The sequence below is a fragment of the Colwellia maritima genome, from assembly GCF_022669015.1.
Classification (GTDB): domain Bacteria; phylum Pseudomonadota; class Gammaproteobacteria; order Enterobacterales; family Alteromonadaceae; genus Colwellia; species Colwellia maritima.
Window position 1 is genome coordinate 366,972 of the sequence record NZ_JAKKSL010000002.1, and the last position, 12,413, is coordinate 379,384.

The window sequence follows — 12,413 nt, forward strand, 5'->3', positions numbered from 1 at the left end:
GTATTTTTTTGCTGTGCTATTGGCATAGGTCCAACGAAAGTTTCCACCTACCGTCGATGCGATAGCTTCATCGACAAAGCCAGGTTTACCGGGTCTTCATTAACATTACGAAGAGCCCAACCAATAGAACCAGTATCTCGCCCAAAATAAACATCATTATCAGTTACAAAATTAACCATTAGGTTCGGATCTTTATTTGGTGCATTTCGGCTATGTGCATCGTTTTCACCCCAGTCATTTTCTGATGCTGACGCATGGATGGTTATAAACTTCTGACGATCAAAACTTTCTATTCCACCAACACTATGCTTAGTATTGAAATTTATATCAACATTTACACCGGTAAAGCTTTTTACCGCTTTAGTGGTGATGCGAAATGTACCAGAAGTACCACCTATCGTTAATTGAGCTATTGATTCAGTAAGGGGGTTACTTGAACTGGTAATGCTTATTTGTATTTTATCGTTGTTCTTAATCGTGCCGGCAGCAGAAGTAAAGTTAGCATTGTTTATCGAGTATTCCCCGCCAGTGATACTAATACTGGCGGGAGCATTTATGCCTGAAATTGTGATTTGTGCAGATGCTATTAATGAATCTGGCTCAACGTTACCTTTAGCCGAAAAGTCAAAAGCATTGGGAGTTGTATCTGTAATAGGCTCTGTAGGCGTAGTCGGTGTTTCTACTGATTTTTCACCTGTACTTGAACCACTACCACCACAGCTGACGAGTGTTATTACAAGTATTATAGCCAATACTTGCTGTAACACAGTAAGCTCCTTAATTGTTTTTATCATTTCATCACCTTAGTTGATTTATTTGGTTTTTATTATGTTGGTTTAAAATGTTTATTGGTAATTAGCATACACTAAAAAGCCATATAAAATACAATTAATTGTTAACAATAAGTGTATGTTAAGTTATGATTAAAAACTATAACAACACTATTAATGCGATTCTAAACATACTAATTGTTTACAGTGTTTAGAATGCGCATAAAAAGAGAACTAAAATATGCCAACATTATTAGCGATTGGTGAATGTATGATGGAGTTAACTCGCCAAGGTGAAGATAGCTATTCACGGTCGTTTCTTTGGAGATACGTATAACGCTTTAGTCTATGCAAAACGTAACAGTCCAGACCTCGATGCCTTATTTTTTACAGGCATTGGCAATGATGACATCAGTAAAACAATGGTGTCTCAGTGGAGAAAAGAAGGTATCTGTTCTTCTTTTACGCTAATGTCAGACAAACATACAATTGGTATTTATGCTATTTCTACTGATGACAAGGGAGAAAGGAGCTTTAGTTATTGGCGTAAAAATTCCGCAGCAACGCAAATGATGGTAATGAAACCTGTTAAAACATTAATTGAAACCTGTCCGGCTGTAGATTGTGTTTTTTTTAGTGGTATTTCATTCGCTATTTTATCTGATTTAGATAAAGCTCTGCTGATTGAATTTATTCAAGGTTTGAGTGATAAAGGAATTAAAATTGCCTTCGATCCTAATTATCGTTCTGCAATGTGGCAAAGCAAAGAGCATGCAATTCATTGGTTGGAAAAAGCGTATTCGGTGAGTGATATTATTTTACCTGGTGAAGAAGACCATCAAGCATTGTTTAATCATAATGGGCATAGTGAAATAGCACAATATTGCCAACGTTTTAACGTACAAGAAATTGTCATTAAATGCGGTGAAAAGGGGACGTTTGTTTATTTTGAAAATGAGTTTGTCGTTCATCTGCCTTTTGAACCTGCACCAATTCAAGTCGATTCTACCGCAGCAGGTGACTCGTTTGCAGGAACTTATTTATCACAACGCATCACCAATAATGATATTGCGTTGTCTTTAAACCAAGCTGCAAAAGTAGCAGGGCTAGTGGTGCAACATCGTGGTGCTATTATGCCTACAGCGCTGTATAACCAAGTAATCAATGAGATATAAAGGTTAATAAAATGAAAGATATTAATAAAAAATTAAGTTTAGCGACCAACGCGCGATTGAAAGAGGTTACGATGAAAAAGACTCTTCTTGGATGGTTGAGTTTGATGTTGTTGAGTTGCAAGGTGATTTTGCTTTTGAAGAAGGTGTTATTCGTCGAGACCCATCATCCGTTATTAAAGTGGATGGTATTTACCACTATTTGGTATACCAAAGGTCAAGGTGAAACTGTAGGTTTTGGTTCTGACAATCCAGACGATAAAGTGTTTCCTTGGGATTTAACTGAAGTATGGCATGCTACCTCAGAAGACACCGTTGTTTGGAAAGAGCAGGGCGTGGCTATCACTAGAGGTACTATAGGCAGCTTTGATTACAGAGCTATTTTTACGCCGGAAGTATTACATCATAACGATCGCTTTTATTTGGTTTATCAAACGGTACAGTTTCCTTATACCAATAGACAAATTGAACAAGTTGCATTGGCTAGCGCTGATTCACCTTATGGTCCTTGGCAAAAGTCGAATGAACCAATTTTAAGCCCAAGCCAAGATGGACAATGGAAAGGTGAAGAAGACAGTCGATTTATAGTACATGAAAAAGGCAGCTTTGATAGCCATAAAGTGCATGATCCTTGTTTGCTATTTTTTAATAATAAATTCTATTTGTATTACAAAGGTGAAACCATGGGAGAGTCAATGAACTTCGGTGGGCGTGAAATAAAACACGGTGTTGCCGTTGCTGACAACATTGAGGGGCCTTATATTAAATCAGAACTTAATCCTATTTCAAATAGCGGTCATGAAGTAGTGGTATGGAATTATCAAGGTGGTGTTGCAACATTGCTAACAACTGATGGTCCTGAAAAGAATACTATTCAGTTTGCCGCTGATGGGGAAAATTTTGATATAAAGGCTCATATTAAAGGGGCTCCTGAGGCAATAGGGTTGTTTAGAGATGAAAGCGGCAAAGAACTAGCTACACCAGGTTTATCATGGGGGCTTTGTCATAAATATGATTCAAGTTGGAACTGGAATTATATCTGTAAATTTTCAATTAAACGGCAAATACTCGATGTAGGCACCTTTCAAAATATTAGTTAATTTTTAAGCACCTATTTATTAGGTGCTTTTTTAAATCAATTGGCTGAGTTAGTATCACTATATTAGGTTGTTTTTGTTATTTTATTGTAATCATTGTAATAGCATAAACATTTAACAAAAATAGAATATCTAGTAGATGTTGATCTAATTTTCTCAATAGTAAATATCTTAGTCGCTAGGTCTAAACTCAAAGGTCATATATTTTAATGAAAGAATTACAAACAGTGTGTCTGGAAAACAATCAAGGAATGACAGTAGAAATTATTAATTACGGCGCTCGTATTAAATCTATTCATTTTCCGGTAAATGGTGTAGCAACAGAGATGACAGTGGGTTACCCTGATCCAAATGGTTATTTAGCAGATGCTTTTTATTTAGGAGCAACGTGTGGCAGAGTTTGTAATAGAATTGAAGAAGGAAAATTTGACTTAAAAGGTGTTAGCTATCAGTTAGCCCAAAATGAAAATGAACATTGCCTTCATGGTGGGGGTGATAATTTTTCCTATCGATATTGGCAAATAGAGTCATCATCAAGTTCTGCAGTCACTTTAACGCTTAAATCGCCCGATGGCGACCAAGGTTTTCCGGGTGAATTGAATTTACAAGTGATGTACCATTTAACGGAAAATAATGCACTTGAGATGCGTTATCATGCCACTGTGGATGTACCAACCCCTATTAATATTACCAATCATGCTTACTTTAATTTAGGCGAAAACAGTTGTGAGTTACTTGATTTGCAACTAGATGCTTCTAATATGCTTGAACGAAAAGATAATGGTTTGCCAAGTGGCAATATTCTACCCGTAGCAAATTCGGATTTTGATTTTACCGAGTTCGCTAATATAGGAGATAAACAAAGCAATACAACAGATAGTAATTTAATAGAAATGGCCTGTTTTGATCACTGTTTTGTATTAGACGATACCGAGATAACAATCCCTAAGGCGGTATTATTATCAAAAAACAATGGTGTTAAAATGACGTTGTTTACCGACCAACCGGCTGTGCAGTTGTATACGGGAGTAGGGCTTAGTGGTGAGTTTAGGGCTTATCAGGGCGTTTGTTTAGAAGCCCAAAATTATTCTAATGCTGTGAATATTAGCCATTTTCCTAATAGTATTTTACAACCTAACGAAGAATATAAACGCACAATTATTTATCATTTTGAAAGCATCGACTTAGATAAAAAATAGTCTAGTTTGTAAAACCCATAGTTAATATATGTAATTTATGCCTTCATGGCTTTTAGTCGTAAGTTGCTTGGTTAATCCTATACAGGTCTGTTTGAAAAGGGATTACTTGGTTATCCCTTTTCGTGGTTGACTCTCGTTTAACCATACGTGGAATATATTTATAGCCATTACCCTTTAATTGACTTTTTTTACAAGAGAAATCTAGCGACAATAAGGCTGCTTGCTGTGCCATTTCATTGATAGGGTAATGAAGTGTGGTTAATTTAGGTCTGGAATAACGCGAAATTAACACATCATCAAAACCAATCACAGAAATAGCCTGAGGTACTTTATATCCGTTATCTTCTAAGGTAGAAATTGCACCAATAGCCATTGCATCGTTGTAGACAAAGATAGCTGAAAAGGCTTCTTTAGAGGCAAGTAAACGTTGCGTAGCTATTTCGCCCCCTTGTTGGTTTGGCTCGGCATATTCTATATGAGCGTCATTAATAACTATGCCTGCTTTGTTATATTCCTGCGAAAAGCCACTTAATCTTAAGGTAGGATCTTCAATTTGATATTTACTACTTATGCAGGCTACCTGTTTATGTCCTAATGACATGAGATGCCTAGCGGCAATTTTTCCGCCTTCTTCATTGTCTAACCAAACGCATTTGTCTTTTATGTCTTCAATTACTCGGTCGATTAATATAAGCCCAGGAATTTTGTCACACAAACTGATTAATTCGGCATCAGAAAGTTTTTTACTATGTAAAACAATAGCTTGGCAACGTCTTTCTATCAGTAAGTTAATTGCAGCTCTTTCAGATTCTGCACTTTGTTGAGCAGTACTGAGTAATAATTGCATGTTGTGATCGCGGGCTATTTTGTCTACTCCGCTAGCAAGAGAAGCAAAAAATGGATCCGTTAAATCAGGTATAACCACGCCTATAGTGGTTGATTTTTGGGTTACTAAAGCTCTTGCATTAGCATTGGGGGTATAGCCAAGATCAATCATCACTTGAGTGACTTTTTCTCTGGTTTTTTTGCCCACCTTAGGGCCATTATTTACCACCCTAGAAACGGTAGCTATTGATACTCCTGCAATGCGAGCAACATCTTTAATAGTTGACATAATGTAAACGTTTTATATTTAGTTGATAATTCATTATACCCTTTGTTTTAGCAATATAAAGATTATTTTATTAGAAATAAAAATATATATTGATTTAAAAAATGAAAACGTTTACCCTTTTTGTATTGAAAATTATTTTAAATAACATTTGAGGTTTCTATGGATACTATTTTTGACCCCACCGAGCATCCACATCGTCGATTTAACCCACTAATTGAAGAGTGGGTATTAGTGTCTCCGCATCGTGCTAAAAGGCCGTGGCAAGGGCAAGTAGAAACCATAGATGAAGATGAACGACCTAGTTATGATGAAACGTGTTTTTTATGTGCGGGAAATACACGAATTAATGGCGAAGTGAATGATAATTATGAAAAAACCTTTGTTTTTACTAATGATTTTGCTGCGTTAAAAACTGATACGCCAAAGGCTGAATCAAATGATCCGCTTTTTAAAATGGCAACAGAGCAAGGTGAGAGTCGTGTTATTTGTTTTTCACCTGATCACAGTAAAACATTGCCACAACTGAGTGTTGATGAAATTGTTGAGGTGATTTCTACATGGCAGGCGCAATGCCAAGAATTAGGTCAACATTATCAATGGGTTCAGGTTTTTGAAAACAAAGGTTCAATGATGGGCTGTTCAAACCCTCATCCTCACGGTCAAATTTGGTCTCAACAACAATTACCGACGTTAGTGAGTAAAAAACAAAAAGCGTTATCGGCCTATTATCAAGCACATAGTAGTAACTTATTATTCGATTATGCTCAACGTGAAGCCGAACAAGGCGAACGTGTAGTTGTACAAAATGCCGATTGGTTAGTTGTTGTTCCTTATTGGGCGGGGTGGCCTTTTGAAACCTTATTAATTCCACGTTTTGCCATCTCGCGTATGACAGAGTTAACTTCTGAACAACAACGTTCATTGGCTGATGCTATTCAGCAAATTACCATACGGTATGACAATTTATTTAATTGTTCATTTCCTTATTCAATGGGGCGGCATGGCGCACCTTATGATGGTGAAGAACACCCAGAATGGACATTACACGCAAGCTTCTTTCCGCCTTTATTGCGTTCAGCGACTGTGCGTAAATTTATGGTTGGTTATGAAATGATGGCAGAATCTCAACGTGATTTAACGCCAGAGCAAGCTGCTCAAAGGTTGCGAGATGTTTCTCCTATTCATTATAAGGAGTCAAAATAATGGCCAGAACACAAATGATCACTGAATTATTTATTCAACATTACCATTGTCAGCCTGATCAAGTTTTTCATGCCCCTGGGCGTGTTAACTTAATCGGTGAGCATACTGATTATAATGATGGTTTTGTACTTCCCGCAGCTATCAATTTTGGTACAGATATCGCAGCCAAATTACGTTCTGATCGTACTGTGAATGTGTTAGCTATAGATTGTAATGGCGAAACTAACAGCTTTAGTTTAGATGATCTTCAATTTAGTCAGCAGCACATGTGGGTAAATTATATTCGCGGTTCTATTGGGGTTTTATTAGCAACGTATCCAGAAATTAAGGGCGCAGATCTTGTCGTGTCAGGTAATGTACCACAGGGCACAGGACTTAGTTCTTCAGCAAGTTTTGAAATGGTTGTGTTGAAAACGTTTGCGAGTTTAAACAAACTTCCACTTGATGGAGTTAAAGCTGCTTTAATGGGGCAAAAAGCTGAAAATGATTTTGTTGGCTGTAACTGCGGCATTATGGATCAGCTTGTTTCTGCTATGGGTAAAGCAGACCATGCCATGTTATTAGACTGCCGTAGCTTAGCATTTGAACATGCGCTTATTCCCCAAGGTATGTCATTAGTTATTGTTAATTCGAATGTTAAACGTGGTTTGGTTGACAGTGAGTACAATACTCGACGTAAGCAGTGTGAAGCTGCAGCAAAACACTTTCAAAAACCTGCTTTGCGTGACGTTACTTTGATTGAATTAGAGAAAGAACAAGCTAATTTAGCGCCAGACATTTATAAGCGTGCTAAACATATCATTACTGAAAATGCACGTACCACACAAGCGCTAGTAGCATTAAACGCTAATGATATGGAGACCATGAGTGATTTGATGGCAAAATCTCATCTTTCAATGAAAGATGATTTTGAAATAACAACGTCAGAATTAGATTTTTTGGTTGAAATTATCGACGTTACTCTGGGTAACCGTGGTGGTGTTCGTATGACAGGTGGCGGATTTGGTGGGTGTGTTGTTGCATTAACTCCTGATGATTTAATCGCAGAAGTACGCACTAGCATAGAAGAGCAATATCAAGCTAAAACAGGTTTACAGGCAGACATTTATGTTTGTGTTGCTGTGGATGGTGCTTTTAGTGTTAAATGACTAATGTCTAAGGTTATAAAATGAAAATTTTAGTTACAGGTGGTCTTGGTTATATAGGCTCACACACCGTATTAAGTCTGCTTGAAAATAATTTTCAGGTAGTAGTGTTTGATAATTTAGTTAATTCCAGTGAGGAATCTTTAAACCGTGTTATGAAACTGACAGGGAAAACAGTCACGTTTATTGAAGGGGATATAAGAGACGCTTCGGCACTCGATAAAGTGTTTGAACAGCATGATATTGCCTGTGTTATTCACTTTGCTGCATTAAAAGCGGTTGGTGAATCCAGTAATATTCCTCTTAGTTATTATCAAAATAATGTATTTGGAGCACTTAACTTATTAGAAGTCATGGCAAAACATCAAGTACATAATTTTATCTTTAGTTCATCGGCAACGGTCTATGGCGAAGAAAACGAAATACCCTATGTAGAAACCATGAAACTAGGCACACCTTCAAGTCCTTATGGTGCAAGTAAAGTGATGGTTGAGCGTATTATGGCAGATTACGCCATTGCAGATCCCGAATTTAGAGGTGTTTCGTTACGTTACTTTAACCCCATTGGTGCACACCAAAGTGGTGAAATAGGTGAAGATCCAAGTGGTATTCCTAATAATTTACTACCTTTTTTGGCACAAGTCGCTGTTGGTAAACGAGATAAATTGAACGTATTTGGTGATGATTATCCAACCAAAGATGGTAGTTGTGAGCGAGATTATTTACATGTGATGGATTTAGCCGAAGGTCATGTTTGTGCTTTAAATTGGTTAAATGATCATTCTAATTTTAACGGGGTTGAAGCATTTAATTTAGGCACTGGGAATGGCACGTCAGTTTTTGCAATAATAAAAGCATTTGAGCAGGCCACCGCCATAAAAATACCGTTTGAAGTAACCCCAAGAAGAGCTGGTGATCTACCTGCTTTTTGGGCAGATGCACATAAAGCGACAACACAACTTAATTGGCAAGCAACCCGAAGTTTAGAAACTATGATGGTGGATACTTGGCACTGGCAATCTAAAAATCCTAACGGTTATCTTTAATCATCTTTAATTGCTCAATACCCTATCAATATTGGGCAATTAACTTTGTTTTCTTTTTTCAAAATTTACAATAATGCCAATCTCACTAACTATGCGACCATTTCTACTTGCCAAAATCATCAACTACTTCGTTATTTATTTCATAATTAGAACAACTCGTTATTGAAATAGATGCTTTGTATTTGGCAATTTTTTCTATGTATAAAATAGATCACTTTATTAATGAAACTAATGGTATAAGAGGTAAGTATAGACGTTTAATGGCGGATACTTGCCTCTTTAGTTATTTTATGAGGACACAATGTTTAGTGTTATAGAAACGGGCTATTTATTACTTTATCATTTAAAATGGTGATACACAGACGCCTTCATATTACCCTACAGCTTAATACGGATTTTTCATGATTACTGATCTCTTTTTTTATCTTTGCGCAATTCCTGCGGTATTGTTGTGTGGCATGAGTAAAGGGGGCTTTGGCGGAGGCATATCAATTCTAGCTATTCCCTTGATGGTCATAGCAATACCTCCGGTTCAAGCAGCAGCTATTTTACTACCAATTTTAATCGCAATGGATATGTTTGCGCTACGTAATTTTCGCAGCCAATGTAGTATAGAAAACCTTAAGATTATTCTACCAGGCGCTATCATCGGTATTTTGATCGGAACCTTTACTTTTAGTTATCTTTCAGCAGATATGATTCGTATTATGATCGGCGCTATTGCCCTAGTTTTTACTCTAAACCATTGGTTTAAAAAACGAGTGACGCAAGGGAGCAAGCTGAATAAAATCAAAGGCATCTTTTGGAGTGCTATCGCCGGTTTTACTAGCTTTGGTGTTCATGCCGGTGGCCCCCCTATTAGTATTTATCTACTCCCTCAAAACTTGGATAAAAAAAATACTAATGGGTACATTTGCTTGGTTTTTTACCGTGGTTAATGTGGTTAAATTGATCCCATACACTTGGCTAGGTGCATTTGATGATACCAATATTGCCACGTCACTAATTTTGATGCCTTTAGCGCCTGTTGGTGTAGCGTTAGGCTATTTTTTACTAAATAAGGTGAGTGTTACTATGATTTATCGCATTAGTTATTTTTTCTTATTTCTGGCGGGGGTTAGTTTGCTTTATAAGGGGGGTGTAGGACTTTTGACATAAAATTTTACTAAAATGTTTGGTATAGCAGGGCATTGGTATGATTTTTAAAAGGTAAATTCAGTTAAATAAGGTATATTAAAAGTAAGAGTTAAATTTATATTATGTTTAAAGGTAATTTATATGAAACACAGGTTCAAAATAGTCGCTATTCTATTTTCTCTATTCACGAGTTTTAGTTTATACGCCACTGACCTAAAGGTTGGTGAACGGCGCCAGACTTTAATTTACAAGCCACGACAGGTGATTTTTATCAGTTAAGTGATTACAAAGGGAAACAAGTTGTTGTTTTAGCTTGGTATCCTATGGCTAATACGCGCGGTTGTACGTTTGAGTGTAAATCACTCGTTGAGAAAGGGCACTTAATAAGAGAGTACAACGCAAGCTATTTTATGGCCAGTGTTGACCCCCTTGATGATAATCGAGATTTTGCTAAAAAAACAGGCGCAGATTTTCCGATGCTTAGTGATCCCACCAAAGAAACGGCGAAAGCATACGATGTGTTGAATTTTGTGCGTGTTGCGAGCCGTGTGACTTTTTATATTTCAAAAGAAGGTAAGATATTGAAAATTGATGATGATATCAACCCGAAAACGGCAGCAGAAGATATCGCTAACAATTTAAAAGCGTTAAATGTTGAGTTAGCGCGGGTAAAATAAATACTTATATTTTTGTAAAAACCAGAAGACGATTATTGGCGGCATAGCATGATCGTCAACTAAATTAAGCCCCGCAGCATTGGCTAGTGATATAATATCTTCAATATTACGAATCCCGCTCTGACTATCCCTATCTTTAAGCCATAAATCAAAATTAGCATTGCTGTCGCTAGTGAACTTACCATGATAATTAAACGGGCCATATATACAAACCGTAGCCGATGACGTTAAATTATCTTTTATCGCCTCAAAAAATTTAACCACTAACGGCCGGCTAATAATATGCAGTGTATTGGCAGTGTATAAACCATCAAGGGGGAAGTTTTCTTGAGGAATATGCCACGGTTTATTTAAATCAATAACAATTGGTCTGAGAACATTAGGGCAGGCTGCTTCATCTAACCATAAGTTAATACCTTGATGGTTTTCTAATAAATCACTGGTTTGCCATATTAGGTTAGGTAGATGCTCACCAAAATAACTGGCGTGTTGCCCCGTACCTGATCCAATCTCCAGTACCTGTTTTTTGTTGGCAAAAATACCGGCTAAATGTTTTAAAATTGGACGTTTATTATTTTCACATGCTTGCGAGAAAGGTTTATTCATTATTTTTTCTTATGTGGTTGAGTGTTGCTTTTGAAAGGTAATAACTGCTGACATTGTTGTTGATAAGTTAACATATGTATTTGCTCTTGTTGACAAAAGTTTTTAATCGCTTCTTTAAAGTCGGGGTGTTTGATCCAATGATATGAATGCGTTAAAACGGGTTCGAATCCTCGTTTTATTTTATGTTCCCCTTGGGTGCCAGGATTAAATGTATTTATCTTATTTTTGATACAGAACTCTATACCTAGATAATAACAAAGTTCGAAATGTAAGTTACTATACGCTTTAGTACAGCCCCAGTAACGCCCATAAAGATGTGAGTTGTTATACAAAAACAAAGCACAGGCAACATCTTCTTGAGCATCATTAGCAATGATTAATAAAATATTTTCTGGCATGTTATTAAATATCTGTTTAAAAAAATCGTAGCTTAAATGAGGTTGATGACCACGTTTTAAATAGGTAAGTTGGTAGGTTAAATAAAAAAAATCTATATCTTTAGGGGTTACTTCATTGCCTTTTAATTGGCGAGTTTTTATCCCTTGTTGACTGATTGAAAGCCTTTCTTTTTTAGTGCTTTTTCGCTTACGCGAGGTAAAACTATGTAGAAAATCGTCGAATGATTGGTAATTACGATTAAACCAGTGAAATTGCACGGTGTTACGTTGATAAACATCATCAGGTAAAACAGACTTTATTTCATCGCAGAATAAAATATGCCGACTATTAATCTCTTCTTGTTGGCAATGTGTAATTAAGGAGGTAAATAAATCTTTAATTTGCAGTGTTGAAGAGAAAACCTTATCACTACAAATTGGTGTAAATGGAATGGTAGCAACTAATTTAGGGTAATAATTAATATTGTAGCGCTGAAAAGCATCAGCCCAATCCCAGTCAAAAACATATTCGCCCCAAGAATGACTTTTTAAATACAATGGCATAAAGGCCATTATTTCTTCATTTACAGACGCGACCAGATGGTGAGGTTCCCATCCTTGCTTAATACTCACGGACTGGCTTTCTTCAAGCGCGCTAAAAAAATCATAAAAAAGGAAAGGACAAGTTGATTGGTTTACATTTTGCCAATCGGTAACTGATACTTGGTTAATACTACGTAAATAATCAATTTTTATTTGGGCATTCAATCGTACTTTCCCATGCTTTTGCGTAAAGTGTTTATTTTATTGCAATATGGGTAAATTAGGTTAACTATTTTGTTAAGTATTGTTTCGTTAAGTATTGTTTCG

General features: G+C 36.6%; 11 protein-coding genes and 2 pseudogenes. 9 read left to right on the plus strand and 4 right to left on the minus strand.

Annotation, left to right across the window (positions count from 1 at the left end):
* Window positions 1-47: 47 nt before the first annotated feature.
* Window positions 48-794 (minus strand): hypothetical protein, encoded by a 747-nt coding sequence (locus L3081_RS11800; RefSeq protein ID WP_242286332.1) that lies wholly within the window; start codon window positions 792-794, stop codon window positions 48-50.
* A 269-nt stretch (window positions 795-1,063) separates the two neighbouring features.
* On the opposite strand from L3081_RS11800, the gene L3081_RS11805 reads away from it, so the two are divergent.
* From L3081_RS11805 to L3081_RS11815, 3 genes are all read left to right on the plus strand, one after another.
* Window positions 1,064-1,945, plus strand: coding sequence for a sugar kinase (locus L3081_RS11805; protein ID WP_242286334.1), 882 nt, complete (start codon window positions 1,064-1,066; stop codon window positions 1,943-1,945).
* An 11-nt stretch (window positions 1,946-1,956) separates the two neighbouring features.
* A complete protein-coding gene (locus L3081_RS11810) occupies window positions 1,957-3,042 on the plus strand; it encodes a glycoside hydrolase family 117 protein (protein WP_242286336.1) in 1,086 nt (361 codons plus the stop codon).
* 206 nt (window positions 3,043-3,248) lie between these two features.
* The gene (locus L3081_RS11815; protein WP_242286338.1) at window positions 3,249-4,238 is read left to right on the plus strand and encodes an aldose epimerase family protein; all 990 of its coding nucleotides are present in this window, start codon (window positions 3,249-3,251) and stop codon (window positions 4,236-4,238) included.
* Between the two features lie 52 nt (window positions 4,239-4,290).
* On the opposite strand, the gene L3081_RS11820 is transcribed toward L3081_RS11815, so the two are convergent.
* Entirely contained in the window at window positions 4,291-5,352 is a 1,062-nt protein-coding gene (locus L3081_RS11820; protein WP_242286340.1) for a LacI family DNA-binding transcriptional regulator, read from the minus strand.
* A 159-nt stretch (window positions 5,353-5,511) separates the two neighbouring features.
* On the opposite strand from L3081_RS11820, the gene L3081_RS11825 reads away from it, so the two are divergent.
* The 6 genes and pseudogenes from L3081_RS11825 to L3081_RS11850 all read left to right on the plus strand — a co-directional run bounded on the left by L3081_RS11825 (window position 5,512) and on the right by L3081_RS11850 (window position 10,560).
* Window positions 5,512-6,555: a UDP-glucose--hexose-1-phosphate uridylyltransferase gene (locus tag L3081_RS11825; RefSeq protein ID WP_242286342.1), complete on the plus strand. Its 1,044-nt coding sequence runs from the start codon at window positions 5,512-5,514 to the stop codon at window positions 6,553-6,555.
* Complete coding sequence (gene galK, locus L3081_RS11830; RefSeq protein ID WP_242286344.1) at window positions 6,555-7,703, plus strand: galactokinase; 1,149 nt, start codon at window positions 6,555-6,557, stop codon at window positions 7,701-7,703. Before L3081_RS11825 ends, galK begins: the two co-directional genes overlap by 1 nt.
* A gap of 20 nt (window positions 7,704-7,723) precedes the next feature.
* Window positions 7,724-8,746: a UDP-glucose 4-epimerase GalE gene (gene galE / locus L3081_RS11835; RefSeq protein ID WP_242286346.1), complete on the plus strand. Its 1,023-nt coding sequence runs from the start codon at window positions 7,724-7,726 to the stop codon at window positions 8,744-8,746.
* A 401-nt stretch (window positions 8,747-9,147) separates the two neighbouring features.
* Window positions 9,148-9,684 (plus strand): sulfite exporter TauE/SafE family protein, encoded by a 537-nt coding sequence (locus tag L3081_RS11840; RefSeq protein WP_242286348.1) that lies wholly within the window; start codon window positions 9,148-9,150, stop codon window positions 9,682-9,684.
* Window positions 9,650-9,904 (plus strand): hypothetical protein, encoded by a 255-nt coding sequence (locus tag L3081_RS11845; protein ID WP_242286350.1) that lies wholly within the window; start codon window positions 9,650-9,652, stop codon window positions 9,902-9,904. Before L3081_RS11840 ends, L3081_RS11845 begins: the two co-directional genes overlap by 35 nt.
* A gap of 120 nt (window positions 9,905-10,024) precedes the next feature.
* Window positions 10,025-10,560 (plus strand): annotated as a pseudogene (locus L3081_RS11850) (peroxiredoxin family protein).
* A 4-nt stretch (window positions 10,561-10,564) separates the two neighbouring features.
* Here L3081_RS11850 and L3081_RS11855 read toward each other — a convergent pair.
* Window positions 10,565-11,166, minus strand: a pseudogene (locus L3081_RS11855) (DUF938 domain-containing protein).
* Entirely contained in the window at window positions 11,166-12,311 is a 1,146-nt protein-coding gene (locus L3081_RS11860) for a GNAT family N-acetyltransferase (protein ID WP_242286353.1), read from the minus strand. Before L3081_RS11860 ends, L3081_RS11855 begins: the two are co-directional and overlap by 1 nt.
* Window positions 12,312-12,413 lie beyond the last annotated feature (102 nt).

What these genes read in the sequence shown, in the direction of transcription:
- L3081_RS11800 (WP_242286332.1), bottom strand. Translation starts at nt 794, where the DNA reads ATGATAAAAACAATTAAGGAGCTTACTGTGTTACAGCAAGTATTGGCT.
- galK (WP_242286344.1), top strand. Translation starts at nt 6,555, where the DNA reads ATGGCCAGAACACAAATGATCACTGAATTATTTATTCAACATTACCAT.
- L3081_RS11810 (WP_242286336.1), top strand. Translation starts at nt 1,957, where the DNA reads ATGAAAGATATTAATAAAAAATTAAGTTTAGCGACCAACGCGCGATTG.
- L3081_RS11815 (WP_242286338.1), top strand. Translation starts at nt 3,249, where the DNA reads ATGAAAGAATTACAAACAGTGTGTCTGGAAAACAATCAAGGAATGACA.
- L3081_RS11825 (WP_242286342.1), top strand. Translation starts at nt 5,512, where the DNA reads ATGGATACTATTTTTGACCCCACCGAGCATCCACATCGTCGATTTAAC.
- L3081_RS11840 (WP_242286348.1), top strand. Translation starts at nt 9,148, where the DNA reads ATGATTACTGATCTCTTTTTTTATCTTTGCGCAATTCCTGCGGTATTG.
- L3081_RS11845 (WP_242286350.1), top strand. Translation starts at nt 9,650, where the DNA reads ATGGGTACATTTGCTTGGTTTTTTACCGTGGTTAATGTGGTTAAATTG.
- galE (WP_242286346.1), top strand. Translation starts at nt 7,724, where the DNA reads ATGAAAATTTTAGTTACAGGTGGTCTTGGTTATATAGGCTCACACACC.
- L3081_RS11820 (WP_242286340.1), bottom strand. Translation starts at nt 5,352, where the DNA reads ATGTCAACTATTAAAGATGTTGCTCGCATTGCAGGAGTATCAATAGCT.